The 24683-nt window shown below is 67.0% G+C and carries 32 protein-coding genes; 22 read left to right on the forward strand and 10 right to left on the reverse strand.

From position 1 onward, the window contains the following. Window positions 1-41: 41 nt before the first annotated feature. The 4 genes from EG854_RS03470 to EG854_RS03485 are packed head-to-tail and all read left to right on the forward strand — an operon-like array spanning window position 42 to window position 3529. Window positions 42-1853: an aminopeptidase P family protein gene (locus EG854_RS03470; protein ID WP_123286343.1), complete on the forward strand. Its 1812-nt coding sequence runs from the start codon at window positions 42-44 to the stop codon at window positions 1851-1853. 34 nt (window positions 1854-1887) lie between these two features. Next, window positions 1888-2148 carry a type II toxin-antitoxin system VapB family antitoxin gene (locus EG854_RS03475; protein WP_123286344.1) on the forward strand — a complete coding sequence of 87 codons (261 nt, stop codon included), beginning with the start codon at window positions 1888-1890 and terminating at the stop codon, window positions 2146-2148. Then, a complete protein-coding gene (locus EG854_RS03480) occupies window positions 2145-2531 on the forward strand; it encodes a type II toxin-antitoxin system VapC family toxin (protein ID WP_123286345.1) in 387 nt (128 codons plus the stop codon). Before EG854_RS03475 ends, EG854_RS03480 begins: the two co-directional genes overlap by 4 nt. Then, entirely contained in the window at window positions 2528-3529 is a 1002-nt protein-coding gene (locus EG854_RS03485; protein WP_123286346.1) for a DUF2272 domain-containing protein, read from the forward strand. The genes EG854_RS03480 and EG854_RS03485 overlap by 4 nt, the downstream gene beginning before the upstream one ends. Here EG854_RS03485 and ligA read toward each other — a convergent pair. Continuing rightward, window positions 3526-5859, reverse strand: coding sequence for an NAD-dependent DNA ligase LigA (ligA, locus tag EG854_RS03490; protein ID WP_123286347.1), 2334 nt, complete (start codon window positions 5857-5859; stop codon window positions 3526-3528). The genes EG854_RS03485 and ligA overlap by 4 nt on opposite strands. A gap of 132 nt (window positions 5860-5991) precedes the next feature. On the opposite strand from ligA, the gene EG854_RS03495 reads away from it, so the two are divergent. After that, window positions 5992-6951, forward strand: coding sequence for a M28 family peptidase (locus EG854_RS03495; protein WP_123286348.1), 960 nt, complete (start codon window positions 5992-5994; stop codon window positions 6949-6951). Between the two features lie 19 nt (window positions 6952-6970). Further along, complete coding sequence (locus tag EG854_RS03500) at window positions 6971-7555, forward strand: hypothetical protein (RefSeq protein ID WP_123286349.1); 585 nt, start codon at window positions 6971-6973, stop codon at window positions 7553-7555. Between the two features lie 30 nt (window positions 7556-7585). Here the strand turns inward: EG854_RS03500 and EG854_RS03505 are convergent, their stop codons facing one another. Then, a complete protein-coding gene (locus EG854_RS03505) occupies window positions 7586-8050 on the reverse strand; it encodes a peptidylprolyl isomerase (protein ID WP_123286350.1) in 465 nt (154 codons plus the stop codon). Between the two features lie 64 nt (window positions 8051-8114). On the opposite strand from EG854_RS03505, the gene EG854_RS03510 reads away from it, so the two are divergent. Next, entirely contained in the window at window positions 8115-8834 is a 720-nt protein-coding gene (locus EG854_RS03510) for an RlmE family RNA methyltransferase (protein WP_123286827.1), read from the forward strand. A 12-nt stretch (window positions 8835-8846) separates the two neighbouring features. Here the strand turns inward: EG854_RS03510 and EG854_RS03515 are convergent, their stop codons facing one another. After that, window positions 8847-9395, reverse strand: a complete 549-nt coding sequence (locus tag EG854_RS03515; protein ID WP_123286351.1) for a DUF2061 domain-containing protein — start codon at window positions 9393-9395, stop codon at window positions 8847-8849. Between the two features lie 142 nt (window positions 9396-9537). On the opposite strand from EG854_RS03515, the gene guaB reads away from it, so the two are divergent. Genes guaB through EG854_RS03545 form a run of 6 tightly spaced genes read left to right on the forward strand, consistent with a single transcriptional unit; the run spans window position 9538 to window position 15644 of the window. Further along, a complete protein-coding gene (guaB, locus tag EG854_RS03520) occupies window positions 9538-10995 on the forward strand; it encodes an IMP dehydrogenase (RefSeq protein WP_123286352.1) in 1458 nt (485 codons plus the stop codon). A 15-nt stretch (window positions 10996-11010) separates the two neighbouring features. Next, window positions 11011-11409, forward strand: a complete 399-nt coding sequence (locus EG854_RS03525) for an MAPEG family protein (RefSeq protein WP_311716493.1) — start codon at window positions 11011-11013, stop codon at window positions 11407-11409. Window positions 11410-11418: 9 nt separating this feature from the next. Beyond that, the gene (locus EG854_RS03530; protein ID WP_123286353.1) at window positions 11419-12678 is read left to right on the forward strand and encodes an RsmB/NOP family class I SAM-dependent RNA methyltransferase; all 1260 of its coding nucleotides are present in this window, start codon (window positions 11419-11421) and stop codon (window positions 12676-12678) included. After that, window positions 12675-13376, forward strand: a complete 702-nt coding sequence (locus tag EG854_RS03535; protein ID WP_123286354.1) for a 5'-methylthioadenosine/S-adenosylhomocysteine nucleosidase — start codon at window positions 12675-12677, stop codon at window positions 13374-13376. Before EG854_RS03530 ends, EG854_RS03535 begins: the two co-directional genes overlap by 4 nt. Further along, window positions 13373-14932 (forward strand): glutamine-hydrolyzing GMP synthase, encoded by a 1560-nt coding sequence (gene guaA, locus EG854_RS03540; protein ID WP_123286355.1) that lies wholly within the window; start codon window positions 13373-13375, stop codon window positions 14930-14932. The genes EG854_RS03535 and guaA overlap by 4 nt, the downstream gene beginning before the upstream one ends. A gap of 4 nt (window positions 14933-14936) precedes the next feature. Further along, on the forward strand, window positions 14937-15644 hold the full coding sequence (locus EG854_RS03545) for a hypothetical protein (RefSeq protein ID WP_123286356.1): 708 nt from the start codon (window positions 14937-14939) through the stop codon (window positions 15642-15644). A gap of 33 nt (window positions 15645-15677) precedes the next feature. On the opposite strand, the gene EG854_RS03550 is transcribed toward EG854_RS03545, so the two are convergent. Genes EG854_RS03550 through EG854_RS03570 form a run of 5 tightly spaced genes read right to left on the reverse strand, consistent with a single transcriptional unit; the run spans window position 15678 to window position 18718 of the window. Further along, window positions 15678-16472 (reverse strand): sulfite exporter TauE/SafE family protein, encoded by a 795-nt coding sequence (locus EG854_RS03550; protein WP_123286357.1) that lies wholly within the window; start codon window positions 16470-16472, stop codon window positions 15678-15680. 10 nt (window positions 16473-16482) lie between these two features. Further along, entirely contained in the window at window positions 16483-16890 is a 408-nt protein-coding gene (locus EG854_RS03555; protein WP_123286358.1) for a protein tyrosine phosphatase family protein, read from the reverse strand. 28 nt (window positions 16891-16918) lie between these two features. Continuing rightward, entirely contained in the window at window positions 16919-17335 is a 417-nt protein-coding gene (locus EG854_RS03560; protein ID WP_123286359.1) for a DUF6691 family protein, read from the reverse strand. A 1-nt stretch (window position 17336) separates the two neighbouring features. Further along, on the reverse strand, window positions 17337-17765 hold the full coding sequence (locus EG854_RS03565) for a YeeE/YedE family protein (RefSeq protein ID WP_123286360.1): 429 nt from the start codon (window positions 17763-17765) through the stop codon (window positions 17337-17339). An 11-nt stretch (window positions 17766-17776) separates the two neighbouring features. Continuing rightward, window positions 17777-18718 (reverse strand): MBL fold metallo-hydrolase, encoded by a 942-nt coding sequence (locus tag EG854_RS03570; protein ID WP_123286361.1) that lies wholly within the window; start codon window positions 18716-18718, stop codon window positions 17777-17779. 75 nt (window positions 18719-18793) lie between these two features. Here EG854_RS03570 and EG854_RS03575 point away from each other — a divergent pair, with 75 nt between their 5' ends. Continuing rightward, window positions 18794-19171, forward strand: coding sequence for a metalloregulator ArsR/SmtB family transcription factor (locus EG854_RS03575; RefSeq protein ID WP_241153114.1), 378 nt, complete (start codon window positions 18794-18796; stop codon window positions 19169-19171). On the opposite strand, the gene EG854_RS13345 is transcribed toward EG854_RS03575, so the two are convergent. Further along, window positions 19159-19284, reverse strand: coding sequence for a hypothetical protein (locus EG854_RS13345; protein ID WP_260155102.1), 126 nt, complete (start codon window positions 19282-19284; stop codon window positions 19159-19161). The genes EG854_RS03575 and EG854_RS13345 overlap by 13 nt on opposite strands. 61 nt (window positions 19285-19345) lie before the next feature. On the opposite strand from EG854_RS13345, the gene EG854_RS03585 reads away from it, so the two are divergent. The 5 genes from EG854_RS03585 (at window position 19346) to EG854_RS03605 (ending at window position 22290) form a co-directional block, all read left to right on the forward strand. Beyond that, window positions 19346-20503 carry a hypothetical protein gene (locus tag EG854_RS03585; RefSeq protein WP_164461811.1) on the forward strand — a complete coding sequence of 386 codons (1158 nt, stop codon included), beginning with the start codon at window positions 19346-19348 and terminating at the stop codon, window positions 20501-20503. A gap of 70 nt (window positions 20504-20573) precedes the next feature. Continuing rightward, window positions 20574-20921, forward strand: coding sequence for an ArsC family reductase (locus EG854_RS03590; protein WP_123286363.1), 348 nt, complete (start codon window positions 20574-20576; stop codon window positions 20919-20921). A gap of 94 nt (window positions 20922-21015) precedes the next feature. Continuing rightward, window positions 21016-21441 carry a hypothetical protein gene (locus EG854_RS03595; RefSeq protein ID WP_123286364.1) on the forward strand — a complete coding sequence of 142 codons (426 nt, stop codon included), beginning with the start codon at window positions 21016-21018 and terminating at the stop codon, window positions 21439-21441. A 20-nt stretch (window positions 21442-21461) separates the two neighbouring features. Then, complete coding sequence (locus EG854_RS03600) at window positions 21462-22004, forward strand: RNA polymerase sigma factor (RefSeq protein WP_241153115.1); 543 nt, start codon at window positions 21462-21464, stop codon at window positions 22002-22004. Continuing rightward, window positions 21991-22290 carry a hypothetical protein gene (locus EG854_RS03605; RefSeq protein WP_123286365.1) on the forward strand — a complete coding sequence of 100 codons (300 nt, stop codon included), beginning with the start codon at window positions 21991-21993 and terminating at the stop codon, window positions 22288-22290. The genes EG854_RS03600 and EG854_RS03605 overlap by 14 nt, the downstream gene beginning before the upstream one ends. Here EG854_RS03605 and EG854_RS03610 read toward each other — a convergent pair. Then, window positions 22277-23092, reverse strand: a complete 816-nt coding sequence (locus EG854_RS03610; RefSeq protein WP_123286366.1) for an endonuclease/exonuclease/phosphatase family protein — start codon at window positions 23090-23092, stop codon at window positions 22277-22279. The genes EG854_RS03605 and EG854_RS03610 overlap by 14 nt on opposite strands. Before the next feature lie 138 nt (window positions 23093-23230). Here EG854_RS03610 and EG854_RS03615 point away from each other — a divergent pair, with 138 nt between their 5' ends. The 3 genes from EG854_RS03615 to EG854_RS03625 are packed head-to-tail and all read left to right on the forward strand — an operon-like array spanning window position 23231 to window position 24628. After that, window positions 23231-23632 (forward strand): DUF6249 domain-containing protein, encoded by a 402-nt coding sequence (locus EG854_RS03615; protein ID WP_123286367.1) that lies wholly within the window; start codon window positions 23231-23233, stop codon window positions 23630-23632. Window positions 23633-23658: 26 nt separating this feature from the next. Continuing rightward, a complete protein-coding gene (locus EG854_RS03620) occupies window positions 23659-24219 on the forward strand; it encodes an RNA polymerase sigma factor (protein ID WP_123286368.1) in 561 nt (186 codons plus the stop codon). Continuing rightward, the gene (locus tag EG854_RS03625) at window positions 24209-24628 is read left to right on the forward strand and encodes a hypothetical protein (protein ID WP_123286369.1); all 420 of its coding nucleotides are present in this window, start codon (window positions 24209-24211) and stop codon (window positions 24626-24628) included. The genes EG854_RS03620 and EG854_RS03625 overlap by 11 nt, the downstream gene beginning before the upstream one ends. Window positions 24629-24683: the final 55 nt, after the last annotated feature.

Consider the following 24683-nt stretch of genomic DNA (forward strand, 5'->3'; position numbering starts at 1 on the left):
CCCCTCCCAATTGCGGGGCTGGGGGTGTTAAGTCTGGCCGCATGAGACAGACATTCGACGAGACCACCGACCCCGGCTTTGGTGCGCGCCACCTGCCGCTTCTGAGACGCGAGATGCAGGCCCAGGGCCTGGACGGCTTTCTGGTGCCGCACGAGGACGAGCACCAGAACGAGTATCTGCCGGCGGCCAATGACCGGCTGGCGTGGATATCAGGCTTTACCGGCTCGGCCGGCGCCGGCGTTGTGATGAAGGACAAGGCGGCCGTGTTCGCGGACGGTCGCTACACGGTGCAGGTCAAGGCCCAGGTGGATCAGGGCCAGTTCGAACTGCGCGACTTCAACGAGACGGCGGTGGCGCGCTATCTGTCCGAACAGCCCAAGGGCTCGGTCGTCGGATACGATCCGCGTCTGCACAGCCCCGATGCCCTCGCCCGGATGCAGAAAACGGCCAAGCGCGCGGGCGTGACGCTGAAGCCGGTCGACAGCAATCCGCTGGACAGTGCCTGGGGGGCGGAACGCCCGGCCCAGCCGCAGGCGCCGGTGGTGCCTCATCCGCTGGAGTATGCGGGCGAGGATGCCGCCGACAAGCGCGCCCGGATCGGCAGGGCCATCGAGGAGGCCGGGGCCGACATGGCGCTGCTGACGGCGCCGACCTCGGTGGCGTGGTTGTTCAACATTCGCGGCGGCGATGTGATCCGCTCGCCCCTGCCGCTGGGACAGGCGCTGATCGACGGCGACGGGCGCGCGCGCCTGTACCTGGATCCGGCCAAGGTGACCAATGAACTGCCCGGCTGGCTGGGCGAAGATGTGACGCTGGAGCATCCGGACACCCTGGCCGCCGCGCTGGACGAGACGTCCGGTCGTGCGGTGCTGATCGATCCGGGCCAGAGCGCGGCCTGGTATTTCGACCGGGTGGAAGCGGCGGGCGGTACCGTCGTGCGCGGGCAAGATCCCTGCACCCTGCCGCGCGCGGTCAAGAATCCGGTGGAAATCGAGGGGTCGCGTCAGGCCCATATCCGCGACGGGGCGGCGCTGGCCCGGTTCCTCCACTGGCTGGACACCGAGGCGCAACAGACCCTGCCCGACGAGCGGGCCGTGGTCGAAAAGCTGGAGCAGTTCCGCGAGGGGACAGGTGCCCTGATGGACCTGAGCTTTGACACCATTGCCGGGTCGGGCCCGAACGGAGCCCTGCCGCACTACAAGCCGGTGACGCGCACGATTCGCCGAATGGAGAAGGGCTCGCTGCTGCTGGTCGACGGCGGCGGCCAGTATCTGGACGGCACGACCGATGTGACGCGGACGATCGCGGTGGGCGAGCCTTCGGACGATAAGCGGCGCATGTTCACCCTGGTGCTGAAGGGCCATATCGCCATGGCCGTAGTGCGCTTTCCAGAGGGCACGACGGGGCACCAGTTGGACGCCCTGGCGCGCCACCCGCTTTGGATGGCCGGGCACGACTATGACCACGGCACCGGCCACGGGGTCGGCAGCTATCTCGGCGTGCACGAAGGGCCGCAGCGGATCGCCAAGGCGGTCAACACCCAGCCGCTGCTGACCGGCATGATCGTGTCGAACGAGCCCGGATATTACCGCGAAGGGCACTGGGGCATCCGCATCGAGACGCTGCAGGTGGTGACGCCGCCCGAGGCCATCGACGGTGGCGAGCGGCCGATGCACGGGTTTGAGCAGCTGACGCTGGCACCGCTGGATCGTCGGCTGATCGACGTCGATCTGCTGACGATCGACGAGCGGGCCTATGTCGATGCCTATCACGCCGAGGTGCTGGCCAAGGTCGGGCCGCTGCTGGACGGCGCGGTCCTCGACTGGCTGACGGTGCAGTGCGCGGCGCTGTGACGGCGGGGCCAAGCGTGGTAGACTGGGTTCTACCATGCTGAACATCAAGAATCCGAAGGCCCATGCACTGGCCGTCAAGGTCGCCGAACGGACAGGGGAAACCCTGACCGACGCGGTCATTCATGCCCTCGAGGAGCGGCTGGAACGAACCCCGGAGCGTGTCCGCAAGAAGGCGAGCATGGAAGAACTGCTGGTGATCGTGGAGAACATCCGGCGGAATCTGCCCCCCGAGTTCTTTGAGGAGGAGGACCCCACCGCAAAGTTCTACGACCCCGAGACGGGACTGCCGGCTTGATTGTCGACACCTCGGCACTGGTCGCGGTTCTGAACTCCGAGCCGGAAGCGCTTCCGTTCCTGCAAAAAATGAGCACTGAGCCGGTAAAGATCTCGGCGGTGACATTGTTTGAATTCAGCATGGTGATCGACCGCTACAAGCGGCGTGAAGCCTCCTTGGGGGCTGATCGGCTGTTGGCCATGATCGAGGCTGAAGTCGTGTCGGTCGATGTGGAAGCCGCGCGCGGGGCCCGGCTTGCGTATGCGACCTATGGCAAGGGCAACCATCCAGCACGTCTGAATTTCGGCGATTGCTTCGCCTATGCCCTGGCGAAGGAGACGGGAGAGCCCTTGCTGTTCAAGGGCGATGACTTTGCCCGGACCGATGTGAGGTCGGCGGTTTGAGCCGGGCGCTGATCCTGCTGTCGGCGCTGGCGATTCTGCTGGTCGCAGGCCCTGTCGCGGCCCAGAGCGTGGAGCGGCTGCCGCGTGAGACCTTCGATGTCATTCCGCCCGCCGAGCGGGTTGAGGGACGGCGTGGGGCGATGCGGATCGTGCAGCCCGGATGCCGGGTGGGTCCGACCGAATGGGCGCGGCGGCGGATTGTCGATATCGCGGTCCAGGAATGGGGCGTGTTCGGCTTTCAGACCATTGATCTGCGCGGGGTGCGTGAGCGCCGGCTGCCGGACGGGGTCGTTCCGGATGCGCTGAATCCGCGGCTGGATGCGCCCGAGCAGGACCGGGCCATCGTGGCGGTGGGGCGCTGGGAGCATACGCCGGGCTTGGCCGCGACCATCGCCGGATATTGGAGCGCGACGCCGGACGGTGGCGACATCCTGTCCCGCCAGAACCGCCAGTGGCGGGACGGCGAGGGCGAGATCAATTGGGTCGAGCCGTGGTCGGCGGCCTTTATCAGCTGGGTGATGTGCGAGGCGGGGCTGGGCGAGATGGCCCAGTTCGAGCGGGACATCTCGCACCGCGTCTATATCGACCAGGCCATCCGGGCGCGAGATGGCGAGCGGCCGAATGCGGCCTATGTCGCCCATGATCCGGGCGAGGTGGCGGTCATGCCCGGGGACCTGCTGTGCAACTCTCGCGGTGGGGTCAACTATCGCACCCTCGCGGACCGGCGCCGCGATCTGGGCCGCTATGTCGGCAGCCACTGTGACGTCGTGGTGCGGGTGGGTGAGGACACGGTCGCGGTGATCGGCGGCAATGTGTTGAACGGGGTCAGCCTGACCCTGCTGCCGCTGGTCGAGGGGCAGGGCGCCTATCGGGCCGTGCTGTCAGGCGCCGACCTGGATGGCGCCCGGACCATGTTCGCGCATCTGTCGCTGCAGGCCGATCCGGTTGAGGCCACGGCACTGGATGCCTCGCCGACGATCCGGGCGCTGAACCGCTAGCCGCCGATCAGGGCCAGCCATTCGTCCTCGGTCAGGACGGTGACGCCGTGCTTTTGGGCCTCGGCCAGCTTCGAGCCGGCGCCGGGGCCCGCGACCAGATAGTCGGTCTTTTTCGACACAGAGCCGGACACCTTGGCGCCGAGGGATGAGGCGCGGGCCTTGGCCTCGTCGCGGGTGAAGCGCTCGAGCGAGCCGGTGAAGACGACGGTCTTGCCGGTCACCGGGCTGTCGGCCTCGGGGCGTTCGGCGTCCTCGATGGCGGTGAGTTCGGCCTCCAGCGCCTCAACCACATCGCGGTTGTGGGCCTCGTGGAAGAAATGGGCGATCTCGCGGGCGGCGACCGGGCCGACGCCGGCGACCGAGGCGATGCCGGTCAGGGCGAGGCCGGGGCCCTCAAGCCGGGCAATGTCGGCGAGACGGCGGATGCCGGGCCAGTCGGATGCGCGGTCGGCCAAGGTGCGTCGGGCCGGGGAGGCGAGACCGGGGAAGGCGAGGCTGAGCTTCTGGTCCAGCGGCGCCTCGGGCCAGGGATCGGCCCCGGCCAGATCGGCGTCGGCCAGGATCGACAGCACGCGCGCCGATATGCCGTGCCCTTCGGACAGGCGGGTCCAGGCCTCGGTCTGGATGCCGGTCGAGGCCTCAATGCCCGCCGCCTTGAAGGCCGCCCAGCTGCCGAAATGACGGGCCAGCAGCAGTGAGGTCTGGTCGCCGATGTCCGGAATGCCGAGGGCGTAGATCATGCGCTGGAGGGTGATGATGCGGCGGGCGTCGATGCCGGCGACCAGATTGCCGACACTGGTCTCGCCATAGCCGTCCTCGGCCCGCAACTCATTAAGACGGGCGGTGTCTCGCGCGAGGCGGAAGATGTCGGCGGGCTCGCGGATCCAGCTGCGGTCGTGGAAGGCGGTCAGCTGCTTCTCGCCCAGCCCCTCGATGTCGAAGGCGCGGCGGCTGACGAAATGTTTGAGGCGTTCGACGATCTGGGAGGCGCAGATCAGGCCGCCGGTGCAGCGTCTGCGGGCCTCGCCCTCCTCGCGGACGGCCTCGGAGCCGCAGACGGGGCAGTGGGTGGGGAAGGTGTAGGGGACGGTGCCGTCAGGGCGCAGCTCTGGCACGATGCCGACGATCTGTGGGATGACGTCGCCGGCGCGCTGGACGATGACGGTGTCGCCGATCCGGACGTCCTTGCGGGCGATCTCGTCCTCATTGTGCAGGGTGGCGTTCGAGACGACCACGCCGCCGACGGTGACGGGGGTCAGGCGCGCGACCGGCGTCAGGGAGCCGGTGCGGCCGACCTGGATGTCGATGGCGTTCAGGATTGTGCGGGCCTGTTCGGCGGCGAATTTGTGGGCAATGGCCCAGCGGGGACTGCGGGCGATGAAGCCGAGGCGCTTCTGCCAATCCAGCCGGTCGACCTTGTAGACCACGCCGTCGATGTCATAGCCGAGCCGGGCGCGGTCGGTGTCGAGCCTGCGATAGACGTCGAGCAGGCCGGCGGCGTCCTCGACCACGCGGCGCCGGTCGTTGACGGGAAAGCCCCAGTCGGCCAGCCGGTCGATGGCGTCGCTCTGGGTCTCGGCGAAATCATCAGAAAACTCGCCCCAGCCATAGGCGAAGAAGCGCAGGGGCCGGGTGGCCGTGATGGCCGGGTCCTTCTGGCGCAGGGAGCCGGCGGCGAAATTGCGGGGGTTGGCATAGGTGCGGCGGCCCGCCGCCTCGGCCTCTGCATTGAAGGCGAGGAAGTCGGCGGTGGGGCAATAGACCTCGCCGCGCACCTCAATGACATCGGGCCAGCCGCTGCCGGACAGCTGGTCGGGAATGTCGGCGAGGGTGCGCAGATTGGCGGTCACGTCCTCGCCCTCGCGGCCATCGCCCCGGGTGGCGCCGACGACCAGCTCGCCCTTTTCATAGCGCAGATTGGCGGACAGGCCGTCGATCTTGGGCTCGGCGATGAAGGCCATGGGCGTGTCGGCGTCGAGGGCCAGGAAGCGCCGGACCCGGGCGACGAAATCGGCGATGTCGCCCTCGTCAAAGGCATTGTCGAGCGACAGCATGGGTACGCCGTGGCGTACGGCCGCAAAGGTGCCGGAGGGGGTGGCGCCGACGCGGGTCGAGGGGCTGTCGGCGGTGGTCAGTTCGGGAAAGCGGGCCTCGATGGCCAGGGCCCGGCGCTTGAGGGCATCGTAGGCGGCGTCGGAGACCTCGGGTGCATCCTCGGCAAAATAGAGGGCGTCGTGGCGCGCCAGTTCGGCCGACAGCTGCGCCAGCTCCGTGCGGGCCTGATCGAGGGTCAGGGTCTCGATATCGGGGGAGGCGGAAGGGTCGGTCATGGTCAGGTCCGGGAATCTGGTCGCCTCTGTCTAGCATCGTCAGCGTGCCTTCCCAGCGCCGATGACAGGAAGTTAATCTGACGGCGGTCGCGGCCGCGTCTAGGGTCGCCAGGAGTGTTGTCCGGAGGATTCATGCGCCGTCTGTCGAAATCCGCGTCTGCCGTGCTGGCCCTGATCGCCGCCGGGGCCCTGTCCGCCTGTGTGCCCGGCACGACAGAGACGACTGCCGGACCTGATCCGGTCGTGTCGTCCCAGCTGTGGGCCGATCTAACGACCCTGGCCGCCGACGATATGGAGGGACGCGGGGCGGGGACGCCGGGCGGCGAGCGAGCCCGAAACTACATCGTCTCGCGCTTTGAGCAGATCGGCATTGCCGCCCCGCCGATGGGGCGGTTCCAGCCGTTCAGTGCCGAGGGGCGGTCGCATGAGGGGCGCAAGACCTTCAACGGCGTGAACATCCTGGGCCTGATCCCCGGCACGCGGGTCGGCAATCGCTATATCGTCGTGACGGCCCACTATGACCACGTCGGGATGTATGGCGGCGAGATCTACAACGGGGCGGACGACAATGCCTCGGGTGTGGCGACCATGCTGGCACTGGCTGAATATCTGAAGGCCAATCCGCCCGAGCACAGCGTGCTGTTTGTCGCCTTCGACGGCGAGGAGCGGGGCCTTCTTGGCGCCAAACATTTCGTCGAGGCGCCGCCATTCCCGCTGGAATCGATCGCGCTGAACCTGAATTTCGACATGACGGCGCGGGCCGAGACCGACGGCTATCTGTGGGTGACCGGCACCTATCAGAACCCGACCCTGCGGCCCCTGCTGGAGGGGATCGGGCCGATCGGGTCGGTGTCGCTGGCGTTCGGCAAGGACACGCCGCAGGACACGGGCGCGGACAACTGGGTCAGCGCCTCGGACCACGGGGCCTTTTACGCGGCAGGGGTGCCCTTCCTGTATCTGGGGGTGGATTTCCATCCGGACTATCACAAGCCCAGCGATGACGCCGAGCGCATCACGCCCACGGTGTTCCGGAATGCGACCGATCTGTCGATCCAGTCGTTCCGGGCGCTGGACACCGGCATGAGCCGCTGACGCACAGGAGAGCAAGCCGATGATGTTCCGACGGATCGCCCTCGTGGGCTGTGGCGTGGCGGCGCTGATGCTGGCGGGCTGCGAGCCGCCGCTTGAACCGGCCGATGCCCCGGCCGCCAATGGGTCGATCGATACCGCCGGCCTGCCCGAGGGCTTCTCGAACGACCTTCAGGACGATGTGTCGGGTTTCTACATGCCGACCACCGAGGTGCGTCAGGGGCCCTGGCGGCTGGACCACGTCTTCCTGGGGCAGCAGCAGGACTTTACCGCCTGGGAGGGCGGTACGCGCGAGGGCCAGTTCGCGCCGGTGATGCTGGAGTTCGTCGATGAGACCAGCCCCACGGTGCAGACCGAGCTGGGCGAGGTGCGGACCCACCGGGTGCGGGTACTGCCGCGCTTCTACAGCGTCGAGAACGGCCTGCTGCGCTTTGTCGGGGTGTCGGAAAAGCTGGGCGTCGTGCAGCTGGATGCCCAGCTGAATGACGAGGCGCTGGCGACCGCGCGCCGCAATCTGGGCGCAGAGGGGGCCGTACTGAACGGCACGCTCAGCATCGACGAACTGCCACCAAAGGCGGTGGGCTTTCGCTGGTGGGCGGGGGACTGACGTCACCCCGCCCGATCGCGGTGTCGCGGACTAGTTGACCGTCGCCTTGACGATCTTGCCGGGGGCGCGCGGCGGCTCGCCCTTGGGCAGGGCATCGACGTGTTCCATGCCCGACTCGACCACACCCCAGACAGTGTACTGGCGGTCGAGGAAGGTGGCGTCGTCGAGGCAGATGAAGAACTGGCTGTTGGCGCTGTTCGGGTCGTTGGTGCGGGCCATCGAGCAGACGCCGCGCACGTGCGGTTCAGCCGAGAACTCGGCCTTCAGGTTCGGCTTTTTCGAGCCCGAGGTGCCGGTGCCGGTCGGATCGCCGCCCTGGGCCATGAAGCCGGGGATGACGCGGTGGAAGACCACGCCGTCGTAAAAGCCTTCGCTGGCCAGTTCGGTGATACGGGCGACATGGCCGGGCGCCAGGTCCGGGCGCAGGCGAATAACAACGTCACCGCCGGTGTCATTGCCGGTGTCGAGCGTGAAGGTGAGGGTCTGTTCAGTCATACGGGCTCCTTTTGTCGTGGCGGGGTCATAGCGGCTGAACGCGTGGGGCGCTATGTCGGGTGTCATGAGTGAAGATGAAAAGTCTCCCCCCCGTCGCAAGATGGTGCGTCTGCCGACGGCGGGCACCGCTGCGGGCCGGGGCATGGGGACCAAGATGAAGACCGCGGACGACAAGTCCATGTCCAGCCAGCAGTGGATCAAGCGGCAGCTGGCCGACAAATGGTCGGAGCGGGCGCGGGCCGAGGGCTGGCGCAGCCGGGCGGCTTTCAAACTGCTGGAGATCGACGACCGTTTTCACCTGATCAAGCCGGGGTCGCGGGTCATCGATCTGGGAGCAGCGCCGGGCGGCTGGGCCCAGGTGGCGGTCAAGCGCGGCGCCACTGCGGTGGTGGGCGTCGATCTGCTGCCGGTCGAGCCGGTGACCGGTGCCACCATGATCCAGGCCGACTTCACGCATCCCGGTGTCGACCAGCAGATGATCGACCTGCTGGGCGGAGCGCCCGACCTGGTCCTGTCCGATATGGCGCACAACACCGTCGGCCATCGCCAGACCGACCACCTGAAGATCATTGCCCTGATCGAGATCGCCGCCGACTTTGCCATCCGCACCCTGAAGCCCGGCGGGCATTTCGTGACCAAGAATTTCCAGGGCGGTGATGCGGGCGGGGTGCTGGCCCAGCTGCGGGCCGAGTTCGAAACTGTGAAATACGTCAAGCCGGCGTCCAGCCGGAAAGACAGTGCCGAGGTGTTTCTGGTGGCGATGAACCGGCACCGGCCGCGCTGAGCGGGTCGGGAATCAGGCCGCGGCCAGATCCTTGGACTTTTTGGCGCGGCGGGCCTCGATCCGGGCCCAGATACGGTCGTGAGCCGTGAAGAACAGGGTCTGGACCAGCGGCTCGACGATGCCGATGGCCAAGGCGATGCCGATGTCGCGGGTGATGGCGTAGGCGACGGCGACGGCCACCACGAAATGCATCAGGCCATAGGTCAGGGTCTTGATGGCGATCTGTTTGAACGAAGTGGGCATGGCGTGGCTGTGACCCGCGTGTCCGTGCGAGCGGGTCTGTTCGCGGGCGTCCATCAGCTCGAGGCGGGCGGTGAAGGCCTCGGCGGTTTCCTCGAAGCCGGTCAGTCGCTTGCGGCGCTCAATCCGGTGCCAGACGCGGTCGTGGATCGAATAGGCGATGGTCTGGAAGAAGGGCTCGACCATGCCGACCGCCAGCGCCAGCCGCCAGTCGCGGGTCAGGGCATAGGCGACCAGAATGGCCACCACCAGGTGCATCACGCCATAGCTGGCGATCTTGAGCGCCAGGCTGCGCGCCGTGTTGAGGATCAGTCGCACCATCGCCCCGGAAAATGGTTGGGATCAGCAACGGTTGCAACGACATAAATTCTATCGTGGCCATAAGGCGCAGGGCGGACACGATTGCCCCTTGCCGAGTCGGGGCGCTCACCGCTATACGCGGCCCGCAAAACGGAGACTCCTCATGGAGATACGCGAAGGCCTAACCTTCGATGATGTTTTGCTCGAACCCGCAGAGTCCGAGGTCATGCCCGCCGAGACGGATGTCTCGACACGGCTGACGCGCGACCTGTCGCTGAACATCCCGCTTGTGTCCTCGGCGATGGACACGGTGACCGAAAGCCGGCTGGCCATTGCGATGGCGCAGGCGGGCGGTCTGGGCGTGCTGCATCGCAATCTGACGGTCGAGGAGCAGGCCGAACAGGTGCGCGTGGTCAAGCGCTATGAAAGCGGCATGGTCATCAATCCGGTGACCATTCACCCGGACACGACCCTGGGCGAGGTGCGCGACATCGTGGCGCGCAAAAAGATCTCGGGCTTTCCGGTGGTGGACCGCGAGACGGGCCGGCTGGTCGGTATGCTGACCAACCGCGATATGCGGTTCGATACCTCTCCGGATCGCAAGGCGGCCGAGCTGATGACGCGTGAGCCGCTGTACACGGTGCCGGAAGGTACGGGGCGCGATGAGGCCATCGCCATCCTGCGCGAGCGCAAGATCGAGCGGGTGATCGTGGTCGACGGCGATATGCGCGCCACCGGCCTGATTACGATGAAAGACATCGAAAAGGCCCAGGCCCACCCCCATGCGGCCAAGGACGATCAGGGCCGGCTGCTGGTCGGCGCGGCCTCTACGGTCGGTGACAATGGCTATGAGCGGTCACTGGCGCTGGCGGACGCGGGCGTGGATGTGATCGTGATCGATACGGCGCACGGCCATTCGGTGCAGGTGTCGCGGGCGGTGGAGCGGATCAAGCGCGAGACCAACCGGGTGCAGATCGTGGCCGGAAACGTCGCCACCTATGATGGAGCGCGCGCCCTGATCGATGCCGGGGCCGATGCGGTCAAGGTCGGAATCGGGCCTGGCAGCATCTGCACCACGCGGATCGTGGCCGGTGTCGGGGTGCCGCAACTGACGGCCATCCTGGAGTCGGCGCGGGCGGCGAAGGGCACGGGCGTGCCGGTGATCGCGGACGGTGGCATCAAATATTCGGGCGATCTCGCCAAGGCCATTGCGGCCGGGGCGAGCGTGGCCATGATGGGCTCGATGTTCGCGGGCACCGACGAAAGCCCGGGCGAGGTCTTCCTGTACCAGGGCCGGTCCTACAAGTCGTATCGCGGCATGGGCTCGGTCGGGGCCATGGCCCGTGGCTCGGCAGACCGCTACTTCCAGAAAGAGGTCTCGTCCGAAAAGCTGGTGCCCGAGGGTATCGAGGGACAGACGCCCTACAAGGGCCCGATCTCGCCGGTGCTTCATCAGATGGTCGGGGGCCTGCGTGCCGCCATGGGCTATGTCGGGGCGGCGACCATTGACGAGTATCAAACGCGCGCCCGCTTCGTGCGCATCACCAATGCGGGCCTGCGGGAAAGTCACGTCCATGACGTGATGATCACGCGTGAAGCGCCCAACTATCGGCAGGGCTAGGGGAGGGTTTCGGCCATGGATATGACGCCTGAGTTTATCGTACTGGCCGCCACACTGGTGCTGGCGCTGGTCCAGATTCTGGCCGCCGGTGCTGCGCGTACCGCCGAGCTGGGCGGCAAGTGGAATGCCGGGCCGCGCGACGGCAATCCGCCGCCTCCGGGCAAGTTGGCCGGACGGTTGAAGCGGGCCCAGGACAATCTGCTCGAGACCCTGCCGCTGTTCATCGCCGCTGTGCTGATGGCGGTGGTGGCCGACAAGACCGGTGAGCTGACGGCGTGGGGCGCTCACCTCTATCTGGCGGCGCGTCTCCTTTATGTGCCGCTCTATGCCTTTGGCGTGCCCTATGTGCGCAGCCTCGTGTGGATGGGTGGCCTGGCCGGTCTGGTCATGATCATCGCCGCCCTGTTTGTCTGAAAGAGCTGAATGACCCCTGCTGCCCGTCTCGCCGCCGCCGCCTCCATCCTGGACTCCATCGCCCAGGGACGCCAACCGGCCGAGGTGGTGGTCAAGGCCTGGGGCCAGCAGAACCGCTATGCCGGGTCCAAGGACCGCAAGGCGATCGCCGACCGGGTCTATAAGGTCCTGCGTGCGCGCGGACGTCTGTCGTGGATCATGGGCGGACGCGAGGACGGGCGGGCGCTGGTGATCGGGTCGCTGGCCACACTGGACGGTCTGTCGCTGGAAGAGATCGAGGCGCTGCACACGGGCGAGGGCTATGGCCCGGGGCCGCTGTCCAAGCACGAGCGGGGACGGCTGGCGATCAAGGACAGCGAGCTGCCCGGCTGGGTCGAGGCGGGCCTGCCCGAATTCGTGGTCGAGGATCTGAAGGCGACCTTTGGCGAGGGCTGGGCCGCTGAAGCCCACGCACTGATGGCGCCGCGCGCGCCGATCGACCTGCGCATCAACGGCGCCGTGGCCACGGTCGAGGATGTCGAAGCCGAGCTGCGCGCCGCGGGTCTGTCGCCCGAGCCCATGCCGTGGTCGCCGTGGGGGCTGCGCCTGACGTCGGAGCCGCCGCCCAACATTCAGGCGCTGGAGGGCTTCAAGGCCGGACGCTTTGAGGTTCAGGACGAGGGCAGTCAGGTGGTGACCTGGCTGGCGGATGCCCGGCCGGAGATGACGGTCGTCGACTATTGCGCGGGCGGCGGCGGCAAGACGCTGGCGCTGGCCCAGGCCATGCAGGGCAAGGGCCGGCTGGTCGCCTGCGACGTCGTGCAAAAGCGGCTGGACAACATCCAGCCGCGGCTGGCGCGCGCCGGGGTCGAGGCCGAGCTGGGGCTGCTGGGCCAGAATGGCGGCGGGGCCGAGGCCCTGAACGGCGAGGCCGATCTGGTGTTCGTCGATGCGCCGTGCTCGGGCTCGGGCACGCTGCGGCGGCATCCGGAGGAGGCCTGGCGGCTGAAGCCGGACGAGGTCGAGCGGCTGCACGCCCTGCAGGTCCGGATCATGGGTCAGGCCGCGAAACTGGTGAAGATGGGCGGGCGGCTGGTCTATGTGACCTGCTCGCTGCTGAGCCGCGAGAATGAGGCCAGCCTCGATGCGTTCGAGGCGGCCAACCCCGGCTTCCGTCCGGTGCCGGTGACGCCGCCCTGGGCCGAGGGCCCGCAGGCGCGGGTGCGGTTGTCGCCCGGCTCGACCGGCACCGACGGCTTCTTCTTTGCCGCCTATGAGCGAGGAGAATGACGGCACGGCTGGAACGCTATGGCGCGGTCACGGTGCTTCCGGTCATGGCGGCACTGGCCGAGTATGGCGCGGATCTGCGGGCGCGCATCCAGCCGCTGATGACCGGCATCGGTCCCGTTGAGGCCGCAGTCGCTCTGACGGCGGCCCTGGCCCGGTTGGAGGCGAAGGGTGAGCAGCCTGATCTGATCGTGTCGCTGGGGTCGTGCGGATCGCGGACGCTGGAGCATGCGGCGGTCTATCAGGCGCACTCGGTCGAGTACCGCGACATGGACGCGAGCGCGCTGGGATTTCCGAAGGGGGTGACGCCGCTGTCGGACCTGCCGGCGACTTTGCCGCTGCCGTGCCCGATCCCTGGCGTGCCGACCGCGACCCTGTCGACCGGCGCCGATGTGGTGTCGGGCGCAGGCTATGACGCCATCGGTGCCGAGATGGTCGATATGGAAACCTGGGCGCTGGTGCGGGCGGCGCAGACGTTCGATGTGCCGCTGGTCGCCCTGCGCGGGGTGTCGGACGGTCGGGCCGAGCTGAAGGCGCTGGAGGACTGGACGTCCACCCTGCATCACGTCGATGAAAACCTTGCGAACGTCTGGGACCGGCTGGTGGCTGTGCTGGAAGCGCACGGCCTCGCCGCCCTTGATCGTCGCGCACCTGACCGACTAGACCCCGCCCAACCTGCCGCCCCGGAACCGATCGCATGAGCCAGCCCGAACACCAGAAAGTCCTGATCGTCGATTTCGGCAGTCAGGTGACGCAGCTGATCGCGCGCCGGCTGCGCGAGGCGAAAGTCTATTGCGAGATCCATCCGTTCCAGAAGGCCGAGGCCGCGATGGCGGCCATGAACCCGGCGGCGATCATCCTCTCGGGCGGACCCGAGAGCGTGCACGAGGAGGGCAGCCCGCGCGCGCCGCAGGCGGTGTTCGAGGCGGGCGTTCCGGTGCTGGGCATCTGCTATGGCGAGATGACCATGTGCGAGCAGCTGGGTGGCAAGGTCGAGGGCGGCCATACCCGCGAATTCGGCCGCGCCGAGATCACCGTGCAAAAGGCTTCGCCCCTGCTGGATGGGTTGGCGGGCGTCGGCGAGGACGAGCCGGTCTGGATGAGCCACGGCGACAAGATCGTCGCCATCCCCGAGGGCTTTGATGTGATCGCGACCTCGCCCGGCTCGCCCTATGCGGTGATCGGGGACGAGGCGCGGCGCTTCTACGGCATCCAGTTCCACCCCGAGGTGATGCACACGCCGCGCGGCGACCGGATGCTGAAGAACTTCACCCACGGCATCGCCGGGCTGAAGGGCGACTGGACCATGGCCGCCTATCGCGAGGAAAAGATCGCCCAGATCCGCGAGCAGGTGGGGGATGCGAAAGTCATCTGCGGCCTGTCGGGTGGGGTCGACAGTTCGGTGGCGGCGGTGCTGATCCATGAGGCCATCGGCGACCAGCTGACCTGTGTGTTCGTCGACACCGGCCTGCTGCGCAAGGATGAGGCCAAACAGGTAACGACCCTGTTCCGGGAGCACTATAACATCCCGCTGATCCACGTTGATGCGTCGAAGGAATTCCTCGGCGAACTGGCCGGACAGGCGGACCCTGAGACCAAGCGCAAGATCATCGGACGGGTCTTCATCGAAATCTTCGACCGGGAGTCGAGCAAGATCGAGGGCGCCGAATTCCTGGCCCAGGGGACTCTGTATCCCGATGTGATCGAGAGCGTGTCCTCGTCGAGCGGCAAGGCCCATGTGATCAAGAGCCACCACAATGTCGGGGGGCTGCCGGACTATATGAAGCTGAAACTGGTCGAGCCGCTGCGCGAACTGTTCAAGGACGAGGTGCGGGCGCTGGGCCGCGAACTGGGCCTGAGCGACGCCTTTGTCGGCCGCCATCCCTTTCCCGGGCCGGGCCTGGCCATCCGCATCCCCGGCGAAATCACGCCGGACGCCGTCGCGACCCTGCAGGAGGCCGACGCCATCTATCTGGACGAAATCCGCAAGGCGGGCCTGTACGATGACATCTGGCAGGCGTTCGCCGTGCTGCTGCCGGTCAAGACGGTCGGGGTGATGGGCGACGCCCGGACCTATGAGAAGGTGCTGGCCCTGCGCGCCGTCACCTCGACCGACGGCATGACAGCGGACTTCTTCGAGTTCCCGTGGGACGTGCTGGGCAAGACCGCGACGCGGATCGTCAACGAAGTGCGTGGCGTGAACCGCGTGGTCTATGATGTGACGTCCAAGCCCCCGGGCACGATCGAGTGGGAGTGAGGATATGTGGTTCTGGACGTCGCTTGCTTTGCTGCTGCCGCTGGATCCGTCGATGGAAGGCGCTTCACCGTTGATCGACCGTCCGGCGGTCATAACGAACCCTCAGTGGGCCGAGAAGCCGATTGCTCCGCTCATGTCGCTCGCCGACACGTACGGGATTGAGAGCGGGCGCTATGTCGTCGAGTGCGAGAACCCTGCAAGCAGAGCCGTCATTGGCTGTGAAGCCACACTCGTCGGCGAGCAGTCGATATCCAGTGGCGACCCCCACATCGAAACACGGGTGGGGTATGCGACCGGGGGCCTGTGGCTCACGCCGGCGCAGTTCGATGGCTTGGCCATTTGGTCGCTCGTGTCCTTCGAGGTCAGGTTCGCGACGGTTGATGGGCAACGCACGGTCCAAGTATCGGACATCGTCTGTGTCCGCTGCCTCACCCAAGAATACGGCGAAGAGGCGAGCCCCGAGGTGGTGCGCAAGAATCAGGCGGACTTCCCGCTCGAAGCAGCCCGGATCGGCGAGCGGTCGGGCTACGCCGTTCTTCGCTGCCGCGCCAATGGGACAGCTCCCGTGACAGAGTGCAGTGTCTGGTTGGAGAGGCCGTTCGGTTTGGGCTTCGGCCGTGAGGCCCTCAAAGCGGCTCAGGAAAACCGCCTGGAACCCCTTATGGGAGCATCAGGGCTGGTCAGATTCGTGGTCCCGTTTGAGGCGGAGTGACGGACTTCAGGCAGCCGCCGGAGTAGCATAGGTCTAGTCGATCAACCCCAACGCGCCGGCGCTGCGGTACAGCATATAGGCGGCGACGACGAAGATCAGGCTGGCGAAGACGGTGTTGAGCGCGCCCTTGTGGGTCGAGAGGGTCTTGGCGAGGCCTGCGCCGATCAGACCCCCGACCAGACCGCCGCCGATGAAGATCCCGGCCAGCGGCCAGTCGACCCAGCCGGACAGGGCATAGTTGGCCGCCGTGGTCAGCCCGAACGCGGTGACGCCGACCAGCGACGAGCCGACCGCGTAGAAGATCGGCATACGGGTGGCGTACATCAGGCTGGGCACGATCAGGAAGCCGCCGCCGATGCCGAAAAAGCCGGACAGTATGCCGGTGGCGGTGCCGGTGGCGATCAGTTTGGGTGCATTGCCGGCGGTCAGGGTCACATCCGGGTCGCCGTCGCCCTTGCGTCCGCGCAGCATCAGCACGCCGACGATCACCATCAGCACGGCAAACAGAGCCAGCAGCTTCTGGCCGTCCACGGCCTTGCCCAGGGTCGAGCCCAGCAGGGCACCCACGACCCCGGCCGCAGCAAACAGGCCGGCGATCTTCCACTTGATCGTGCCGTGACGCGCGTGGGGGATCAGATTGAGCGCGGCATTGGCGGCCACCGCCAGCGCGCTGGTGCCGATAGCCAGATGCGGCTCCTTCACTCCGACCAGATAGACGATCAGGGGCACGGCCAAGATTGAGCCACCTCCGCCGACGAGGCCGAGGGAAAAGCCGACCAGCGACCCGGCGGCCGCGCCGAGCCCGTACTGCAAGAGGGAAAGGTCCACGCGGGACTCCTTAGAGCCGGGGACGCAGGCCCGACAGGTCATAGCCGGCGTCGCGCGCGGCGGCGATCAGGGTGTCGGGGTCTGAAGACGGCGCCCTGGACAGCGCCCACAGCATGGCAGTCCGGGTGCCGCTGCGACAGAAGCCGAAAATCGGGCCGGGCAGGGTGTCGAGGGCGTCGGCCATGGCTGCGACGTCGTCCGGGCCGATGCCGGCGCCGGTGACGGGGATGTGGCGGAAGGCGAGGCCGTGCTTTTCGGCAGCGGCCTTCATGTCTGCCGCGCTGGGCTGACCGGGCTCCTCGCCGTCGGGGCGGTTGGAGATGATCGCGCGAAAACCGGCGGCGGCGACGATGGCTACCTCTTCCGGTGCGATCTGGGGTGAGGTGCTGAGACCCTCGTCAAGCGGGCGTCCGGCCATGATGTCCTCCGTTGATTGTCTTGTTGCGTCAGGCCGAGCGGCCTGCAGTGAAGCGGAACAGTGTCATGCCGGCCAGCATGGCGACGACGAAGATCGCGGCCTGCCAGCTGGCGGTGGTCAGGGCCGCCAGCGCCGGGCCGGGGCACAGGCCGACCAGTCCCCAGCCGAGGCCGAACAGGATGGCGCCGCCGATCAGGGGCCGGTCGATCAGGCGGCTGGCCGGGACCCGGAACTCGTCAGCCAGTACGGGGGCGTGCATCCGCCGGTGGATCAGATAAGCCAGCCCGGACGGGATCAGGGCGCCGCCCATGACGAAGGCCAGCGACGGGTCCCAGTCACCGGTCACGTCCAGGAAGGCCAGGACGCGGGCGGGATTGACCATGTCGGAGATGATCATGCCGGCGCCGAACAGCACGCCGCAGAGAATGGCGATGAGCAGGCGCATCTCAGATCATCCCCGTCAGATGGCGGGTGACGAAGACGGTCAGGGCCGCTGTCGCCATGAACAGGCCCGTGGCCGCAAGCGAACGTGGCGACAGCCGGGCGATGCCGCAGACGCCGTGGCCGCTGGTGCAGCCGGACCCCCAACGGGTGCCGAACCCGACCAGCAGTCCGCCGACGATCAACAGCGGCAGACTGGAGGTGACGAAGACCTCGGGCGTGCGGATCACCAGACCGGCCAGCAGGGCCCCGCCCAGCAGACCGCCGAGGAAGCCGAGGCTGAGCCCGCGAGGGCCGCTGCCGCCCAGACGCAGGCCACTGGCCATCAGGCCCGAAATACCGGCCACGCGGCCATGCATCAGCAGGAACAGGCCAGCCGAAGCGCCGACCAGCAAGCCGCCGGTCAGCGGCCAGATATAGGAGATGGGCTCCATAAGCTCGGGTCCTAAAGGGTGTTGAGGGGCAGCTTGAGGTAGCGGGTGCCGTTCGATTCCGGCTCGGGCGGGCGGCCGCCGTTCATATTGACCTGAACCGACGGCAAGATCAGCCGGGGCATGGCCAGGGTCGCGTCCCTCTGGGTGCGCATGGTGACGAACTCGTCCTCGCTGATGCCTTCGCGCACGTGGATATTGCCGGTGCGCTCGGCCCCGATCGTGGTTTCCCAGGCGAACTCGGTGCGGCCCGGGGGCGCCTTGTAATCGTGGCACAGGAACACCCGCGCCTCGTCCGGCAGGCTGAGCAGCCGATGGATCGAGCGATAGAGGGTGCGGGCGTCGCCGCCGGGGAAGTCGCAACGGGCGGTGCCATAGTCGGGCATGAACAGGGTATCGCCCGGGAAGACCGCATCGCCGATCACATAGGCCAGACAGGCGGGGGTGTGACCGGGTACATGCAGAACCGTGGCCTCAAGCGTGCCGACGGTGAAGCGGTCGCCGTCGTTGAACAGCTGGTCAAACTGGCTGCCGTCGCGACGGAATTCGGTGCCTTCGTTGAAGATCTTGCCGAACACCTCCTGCACCGTCACGATTTCATGGCCGATGGCGAGGCGTCCGCCCAGCTTTTCCTGAAGATAGGGGGCGGCCGACAGGTGGTCGGCGTGGGCGTGGGTTTCCAGCAGCCATTCGATGGTCAGGTCCTCGGCCTCGACATGGGCGACGAGCGCATCGGCCGAGGCATGGGAGGTGCGGCCCGACGGCGGGTCAAAGTCGAGGACGCTGTCGATCAGCGCCGCCTTCTTCGTCGCCGGGTCATGCACGATATGGCTGACGGTAAAGGTGGCCTCGTCGAAGAAGGATTTGACGATCGGTCGTTTGGCGGGATCCGCAAGGGCGGCGGTGATCGCCGCGGCGGCATGATCGCGGGCGGTGTCGGGGGAGGGGGCGGACATCAGAAATCTCCGTGCTGTGGAGACCCGATATAAACAGTTTCATAATTACTGCAAGTATGTAATTATCTGGACGTGATGACCCAGCTTCCCCATATGGACGCCATGAGCGCCGAGACCCTTCCCCTGCCTGACGTACAGGCCATGGTCCGTCTGAAGGCCAAGGCCCCGGAGGCCGCCGACCTGCTTCGGCAGATGGCCAATCCCACGCGTCTGCTGATCCTGTGCCACGTTGTGCATCAGGAGCGGGCGGTCGGCGAGATGGAACGCGACCTGGGACTGAAGCAGCCGGGCCTGTCGCAGCAACTGGCCGAGCTGCGTCAGGCCGGTCTGGTCAAGACCCGGCGGGAGTCGCGCTCGATCTACTATTCCATTGCCGATGCGCGGGTGCAGGCCCTGATGGGTATGCTCCACGACATCTTCTGTGCCGTGCCGGACGACGATCAGCCGGCGTAGGCGGCCTCGAGCGCGGCGATGTCCAGCCGCTTCATCTCCATCATGGCGTGAAACACCCGCTTGGCCCGCGCCGGGTCGGGGTCTGACAGCATGGCCGGCATGACCAGTGGCATTTGACCTATGTCGATTTGGCTTTAACGTTCGCTGGCTGGCACGGAGCGGGGGGCAACAGCCATGTTGAAGGTCGGCTCTCAGCTCCGTCCCCGTCGCAACAAGCGCCTGCCAAAAACGCCTGTCGGGTGGCTTGTCACATGCCTTCTTGGGCTGCCGGTCGCTGTGCTGTTCCTGGGAGCCCTCGTATCTCTCACCGCAGGCGCATCCTATCTGGGCTATCTCGCGTCAAGGGCAACGGTATTTGATACATGGGGCGCTCTGAACGTCGTCTCGACGGTGCTGGCGCTGATCGCCGTCGTGGGAACGGCCTTGGCGGTGTGGCGCCTCCGGATGGTCACTGCTCTTCTCCTTGCGGCGCTCCCTATCCCGGCCACATTCGTCATCGAAGGCAGCCGCTGTGACACGCCCGCCTCGTGTCAAGCTATGGGCTGGGCAGCCCTGCCTCCAAGCGCTTTCGATTGGCAGGTCCGCATCCGGCCAGTCACGGATCCGAATGAGGCCAGGGCCATTGCGTCCAGTGCGCTTTTTGAAGCGAAGGTGGAGGACGGCCCTTACCTAGAGAAGCGGTTTGGCGATCACTGGATCGTTTCCACGATCGATGACGACGGCTGGCCCGGCGCAAAGGCCGTCAGGATCGATACGCGGACCGGCCGGACGGCCTTCGTGACCTGCCCGGGGGACAGGATCCAATGCGGCATGGAGCGCCCCACAGTTTCGGACGGCCAGCGCGTCTATCGAAACGCCCAGCTTGGTTTGAGTGCGGTTTTTCCCGCATCCCTCCCGGTCTGCACGACACGATACGATGGCGGAGAACCGTTGGGCTTCCATGCCATGGTGCGTGCGCCAGACATACCGTGCGAGACGCTTGATCTGTCCCGTGAGATGGGTGTCGAAGTCGTGCGGTGGCGTCGGAACGGATGCACAGATCTGGAGGATCCATCTGTGCCATGGCGTCCCCTGACTCCCGAAACGTCAAAGCTGTTCAGGGGCCAAAGGATCACGCTGGGCGGCGTTCCAGCATTGGCGTGCGAAGTGCGAGAGGAAGGTCATATCTCGATCATCCTGTATGCGTCCCCTCCATCAGGCTCCGATCTTGGCGAGAGTTACGCCGCTTACGTGATGACCACGCCTGCGCACCTGAACGAAGACATTCGAGCGTTTGAGGTATTCCTTCGAAACGTCAGCCTCGGGGCTGCGGCTCGCGAGCAGGCTGGCTGAATCTCCGCTATGAATCGGAAGCGGACGCGGCGCCTATGGCGCATGGCTGACATTCGTTGTGGGGACTGAGATGGCAATGATTCTTTACGGCATTCCGAACTGCGACACGGTCAAGAAGGCGCGGGTGTGGATGGAGGGGCAGGCGCGCCCCTACGCCTTTCACGACTACAAGAAGGCGGGCGTCGAGGAGGGACGGCTGCGGGGCTGGGTCGAGCGTGCTGGCTGGGAGAAGCTGCTGAACCGGGCCGGGACGACGTTTCGCAAACTGCCTGAGGCGGACAAGGCCGATCTGGATTCTGACAAGGCCGTGGCCCTGATGCTGGCCCAGCCCTCGATGATCAAGCGACCTGTGCTGGAGGCGGGCGAGGTTCTGCTGGTCGGGTTCAAGCCGGAGGAATGGAACGCCGCGCTCGGATAACGTCGCGCGCCCCTGCATCCAAACCGCCGCAGGGTGACGACTACACCATGACAGGCCCGTCGATGACCGATCGGGCCTATGCGGAGATCGAGAGATGGAAGACCTGTTTCGTTCGTACTGGTGGTTGCTGTTCCCGATGGCGTGGTTCGTGTTCGGCGGCTTTTCCAGTTGGCTGAACTATCGCAAACAGCGCGAGACGCTGAAGTTGCTGAAGACCTATGCCGACAAGGGGCAGGAGCCGCCCGAGGCCCTGCTGCGCGTGCTCGACAAGCCGATCGATTCCGACAGCGAGCTGTGGGCCGGCGCGACGGCGTCGGGCAGTGGTGGTGACGACGGCACCTGGTTCACCGTGGTGCTGATGGGCTTGCTGGCGGCAGGGTTCGGCTATGCCAGCTGGACGAATATGTACGGCCAGTCGGACGCCTTTCTGATCGTGGCCATGGTACTGGGGGCCGTTGGCGTGGCCTGCCTCGTGTCCGGCCTGATGAAGCTGGGGCGGCGGCGAAGCAACCGATCCTGAGGTCCGTGTGGGGCAGGGCTGTGATCGACACCCGATCCGATGCCGAACTGGTCGCGGCCGCCCGTTCCGGGTCGGACGCGGCCTTTTCGCGTCTGGTCGAGCGGCATCAGGCGGCACTGCGCGGGTTTCTGCGGCCGCTGATGGGCGGCGGCTGGGCCGAGGCCGACGATCTGGCGCAGGAAGCGCTGGTGATCGCCTGGCAACGGCTGTCGGAGCTGAAGCGGGCCGAGGGCTTTCGCACCTGGCTGATGGGCATCGCCTGGCGCAAGGCGTTCAGCCGCATCCGATCGACACGGCGGGGTTCGGCCCGGGATCTGGCCTGGCTGGAGGGGCAGGGGGTGCCGGCGGGCGTCCAGCCCGAGGACGCCCTTTCGCTGGACCGGGCCCTGTCCGGCCTGTCGCCGCCGGAGCGGGCCTGTGTGCTGCTGTGTCTGGCGCAGGACTGGTCGCATGCCGAGGCGGCGACGGCCTTGAATCTGCCGCTCGGGACGGTCAAGTCTCACGTCAGCAGAGGTCGGGCCCGGCTTCTGTCAGTTCTGGGAGGCGCCCATGACGCCGGATGACACACTGAAAGCCTTCCTCGCGGCCGGAACCCCCGGGCCGCGTGATGCGACCTTTGAGCTGGCCGTGGCCGAGCGCGTGGCGCGCCGCCGTTTCTGGATGAGCCAGCTGGCGCTGCTACCGTGGGTGCTGGTGGCCTGTCTGTTGACCGTGTTTGCCCTGCCGGTGCTGAGGGTCATGGGGCCTGCGCTGGCGCCGCTGGCTGAACAGGTTGGCATGATCGGCGGGGTGGCGGCGCTGACGCTGGTGACGGCGGGCCTGCTGGTGCGGCGGTTCAGGCCGTCCTGAAGCGCGCCGCCTTGGCGAAGTGGTCGGAGGGCCACACCTCGCCGACCGGCTGATCGCCGACAATCGCGGCCTCGACCGGGGTGAAGGCTGCGGCCTCATACAGGATATGGTCGATCTGCACCGAGCGGTGGCCGAGCGCAGTGTTGAGCGTGGTGCGGTCGGCCTGATCCGGATGCAGGGTCCACAGGGCCTCGGAAAAGCGGGCGCGCAGCGGGGCCATCTCGGGGTTGTCGAGGGGCGCGTTCAGATCGCCCATCAGGATTAGCGGCGTGCCGTCGTCGGGCAGCCAGTCCAGCAGGTGGCCGATCTGGCGGGCACGGATGGCGCCGCCCTCGGGCGTGTGGTGGAAGTGGGTGTTGGCGATGTCGACTACCGTGCCGTCTGCCCGGCGGCAGCGGATGCGCTGGGCGGTGCGGTAGTCGTCCAGTGGCTCCAGCTTGACCCAGTCGTAATCGAGGATCGGTAAACGCGTCAGCAGGGCATTGCCGTAGCGGCGGGGCTGATCCTCGGCATCGACCGAGCTGAACACCATCTGCATGCCCAGCCGGTCGGCGAGCGTCCGGGCCTGATTGGGCAGGGCGTCGCCGTCCTGAAGCACTTCCTGCAGGCCGATGACGTCAGCGTTGGTCGCGCGAAGGGCCGCCTCGATCAGCGGCAGGCGCGCGGGCCAGTCGCCCTGGTCGTGCCAGATGTTGAAGGTGGCGACCGTCAGGCCGGAGGCGTAGCCACCGGCTCGACCCGTCGCGCAGGCGGCGAGCGACAGGGCGGGGAGGGCGGCCAGCAGGCGACGGCGGGTGGTCATGACGCGATACTCCGTACGGCCGGCGGCAACCTTACGAAGATTTCACCCGGGGCGACGCATCTGTTCAACCCTGTCAGCGCCTCTTCCCCCATAGAAGCCGGGAACATTCTGTTTCAGGCCGCTTGAGAGGATCAAACCATGGACGAGGGCATCGTCGCCATTTTCATCGTCGGGACCATCTTCGCCGCTATCGTGGCGATCGTTGTCGGACCCAGCTATCTGAAGAGTCGCGAGCGTCGGGAGATCCAGACGACGGTTCGCACCGCCATCGACAAGGGCCAGCCCCTGCCGCCCGAGGTGATCGAGGCGCTGAGCAAGGACATCACAAAGAATCTGCCGTCGCGCACCAAGGACATCCGCCGCGGAATCATCTGGCTGGCTGTAGGTATCGGCATCGCCGGTTTCAGCCTGATCAATAATCTGGGCGAGCGCGAGTGGAGTGACCATGTCGGCGACGGTATGCTGGCCTTCGCCGTCATTCCGGCGACCATCGGCCTGGCCTTCCTGATCCTGAGCTTCTTCAACAAGAACAGGGACTGAGGCCGGGATCGAAGGGGGACACGACCATGACCCAACCCGGCCTGTCCGACCGGCACGATGTGGAGCTGGCCGCCCTGGCGGCGGCCAGCGACCGGCGGGCGTTCGGCGAACTGGTGCGGCGACATTCGTCGACCGTGCGGGCACTGCTGCGGCGGATGGGGGCCCAGCCCTCGCTGGCCGATGACATCGCCCAGGATGCCTTCATCCTGGCCTATGAGCGGTGCACCGAGTTTCGCGGCGAAGGCACCTTCGCGGCCTGGGTCAAGCGTATCGCCGCGCGCCTCTATCTCAAACGACGCGAGAAAGAGGCGCGCTATGTTTCGGAAGATTCGGCAGAAGATCAGGTGTCGAGTGTCGATCCCCTTGGCCGGTTCGACCTGGATGCGGCCCTGCAGACCCTGAGCGAGGCAGAGCGCCTGTGTGTGTCCCTCGGCCACGGGGCCGGGATGACCCATCCGGAGATCGCGGCTGCCCTAAATTTGCCGCTTGGAACGGTGAAGTCTCATGTCAAACGTGGTCTGGATAAACTCCGCCAGATACTCAATCCCGGGGCTGGCGAAACAGGGAGGGACTCGCATGTCGGTTGATGAATTCGATCCCTTCATCGAGCGCGCCTTTGACCGGACGCCGCCGATGCCGGACACGGCCCTGTTCGTGGCCGATCTGGACGCCCGCCTGCAGAGTGGCGCTCGCTTCCGCGCAGTCGGTCTGGGGATTGCGGGTGCGATCGGCGGGGTCGTGGCCCTGCGCGAGATGCTGACCCTCGACATGGATCTGGGCGGCGCCGAGGCCCTGCCGGGCGTGGACGCGGCGCAGGCGGCGGGCCAGTCGATCAATCTGGATGTGGCCTCGGCCCTTCAGGCGGCGCTGGAGCGCTGGGGCGTGGCGGATCTGGCTCTGGGCGGTCTGGGCAGTATGCAGATGTTCTGGATCGCGGCGGCGGCCGTGGCGGCCCTGGCGCTGGCCGGCGTGGTGCGCCTGTCGCAGGACGTCTGAGCCGGACGCCACGGCCTGCGGGTGACGTGGTCCCCCGGGGCGGTTATGCTGCAAT

This window comes from Brevundimonas halotolerans, assembly GCF_003730275.1.
Lineage (GTDB): Bacteria > Pseudomonadota > Alphaproteobacteria > Caulobacterales > Caulobacteraceae > Brevundimonas > Brevundimonas halotolerans.

Excerpts from the sequence above, each read along its gene's own strand:
- EG854_RS03610 (WP_123286366.1), bottom strand. The coding sequence starts at position 23,092 with ATGACCACCCGCCGTCGCCTGCTGGCCGCCCTCCCCGCCCTGTCGCTC.
- guaA (WP_123286355.1), top strand. The coding sequence starts at position 13,373 with ATGAGCCAGCCCGAACACCAGAAAGTCCTGATCGTCGATTTCGGCAGT.
- EG854_RS03585 (WP_164461811.1), top strand. The coding sequence starts at position 19,346 with ATGTTGAAGGTCGGCTCTCAGCTCCGTCCCCGTCGCAACAAGCGCCTG.
- EG854_RS03590 (WP_123286363.1), top strand. The coding sequence starts at position 20,574 with ATGGCAATGATTCTTTACGGCATTCCGAACTGCGACACGGTCAAGAAG.
- EG854_RS03535 (WP_123286354.1), top strand. The coding sequence starts at position 12,675 with ATGACGGCACGGCTGGAACGCTATGGCGCGGTCACGGTGCTTCCGGTC.
- EG854_RS03555 (WP_123286358.1), bottom strand. The coding sequence starts at position 16,890 with ATGGCCGGACGCCCGCTTGACGAGGGTCTCAGCACCTCACCCCAGATC.
- EG854_RS03530 (WP_123286353.1), top strand. The coding sequence starts at position 11,419 with ATGACCCCTGCTGCCCGTCTCGCCGCCGCCGCCTCCATCCTGGACTCC.
- EG854_RS03595 (WP_123286364.1), top strand. The coding sequence starts at position 21,016 with ATGGAAGACCTGTTTCGTTCGTACTGGTGGTTGCTGTTCCCGATGGCG.
- EG854_RS03510 (WP_123286827.1), top strand. The coding sequence starts at position 8,115 with ATGAGTGAAGATGAAAAGTCTCCCCCCCGTCGCAAGATGGTGCGTCTG.
- EG854_RS03565 (WP_123286360.1), bottom strand. The coding sequence starts at position 17,765 with ATGGAGCCCATCTCCTATATCTGGCCGCTGACCGGCGGCTTGCTGGTC.
- EG854_RS03575 (WP_241153114.1), top strand. The coding sequence starts at position 18,794 with ATGACCCAGCTTCCCCATATGGACGCCATGAGCGCCGAGACCCTTCCC.
- EG854_RS03470 (WP_123286343.1), top strand. The coding sequence starts at position 42 with ATGAGACAGACATTCGACGAGACCACCGACCCCGGCTTTGGTGCGCGC.
- EG854_RS03475 (WP_123286344.1), top strand. The coding sequence starts at position 1,888 with ATGCTGAACATCAAGAATCCGAAGGCCCATGCACTGGCCGTCAAGGTC.
- EG854_RS03495 (WP_123286348.1), top strand. The coding sequence starts at position 5,992 with ATGCGCCGTCTGTCGAAATCCGCGTCTGCCGTGCTGGCCCTGATCGCC.
- ligA (WP_123286347.1), bottom strand. The coding sequence starts at position 5,859 with ATGACCGACCCTTCCGCCTCCCCCGATATCGAGACCCTGACCCTCGAT.
- EG854_RS03515 (WP_123286351.1), bottom strand. The coding sequence starts at position 9,395 with ATGGTGCGACTGATCCTCAACACGGCGCGCAGCCTGGCGCTCAAGATC.
- EG854_RS03570 (WP_123286361.1), bottom strand. The coding sequence starts at position 18,718 with ATGTCCGCCCCCTCCCCCGACACCGCCCGCGATCATGCCGCCGCGGCG.
- EG854_RS03625 (WP_123286369.1), top strand. The coding sequence starts at position 24,209 with ATGTCGGTTGATGAATTCGATCCCTTCATCGAGCGCGCCTTTGACCGG.
- EG854_RS13345 (WP_260155102.1), bottom strand. The coding sequence starts at position 19,284 with ATGCCACTGGTCATGCCGGCCATGCTGTCAGACCCCGACCCGGCGCGG.
- EG854_RS03525 (WP_311716493.1), top strand. The coding sequence starts at position 11,011 with ATGGATATGACGCCTGAGTTTATCGTACTGGCCGCCACACTGGTGCTG.
- EG854_RS03545 (WP_123286356.1), top strand. The coding sequence starts at position 14,937 with ATGTGGTTCTGGACGTCGCTTGCTTTGCTGCTGCCGCTGGATCCGTCG.
- EG854_RS03620 (WP_123286368.1), top strand. The coding sequence starts at position 23,659 with ATGACCCAACCCGGCCTGTCCGACCGGCACGATGTGGAGCTGGCCGCC.
- EG854_RS03615 (WP_123286367.1), top strand. The coding sequence starts at position 23,231 with ATGGACGAGGGCATCGTCGCCATTTTCATCGTCGGGACCATCTTCGCC.
- EG854_RS03560 (WP_123286359.1), bottom strand. The coding sequence starts at position 17,335 with ATGCGCCTGCTCATCGCCATTCTCTGCGGCGTGCTGTTCGGCGCCGGC.
- EG854_RS03505 (WP_123286350.1), bottom strand. The coding sequence starts at position 8,050 with ATGACTGAACAGACCCTCACCTTCACGCTCGACACCGGCAATGACACC.
- guaB (WP_123286352.1), top strand. The coding sequence starts at position 9,538 with ATGGAGATACGCGAAGGCCTAACCTTCGATGATGTTTTGCTCGAACCC.
- EG854_RS03500 (WP_123286349.1), top strand. The coding sequence starts at position 6,971 with ATGATGTTCCGACGGATCGCCCTCGTGGGCTGTGGCGTGGCGGCGCTG.
- EG854_RS03605 (WP_123286365.1), top strand. The coding sequence starts at position 21,991 with ATGACGCCGGATGACACACTGAAAGCCTTCCTCGCGGCCGGAACCCCC.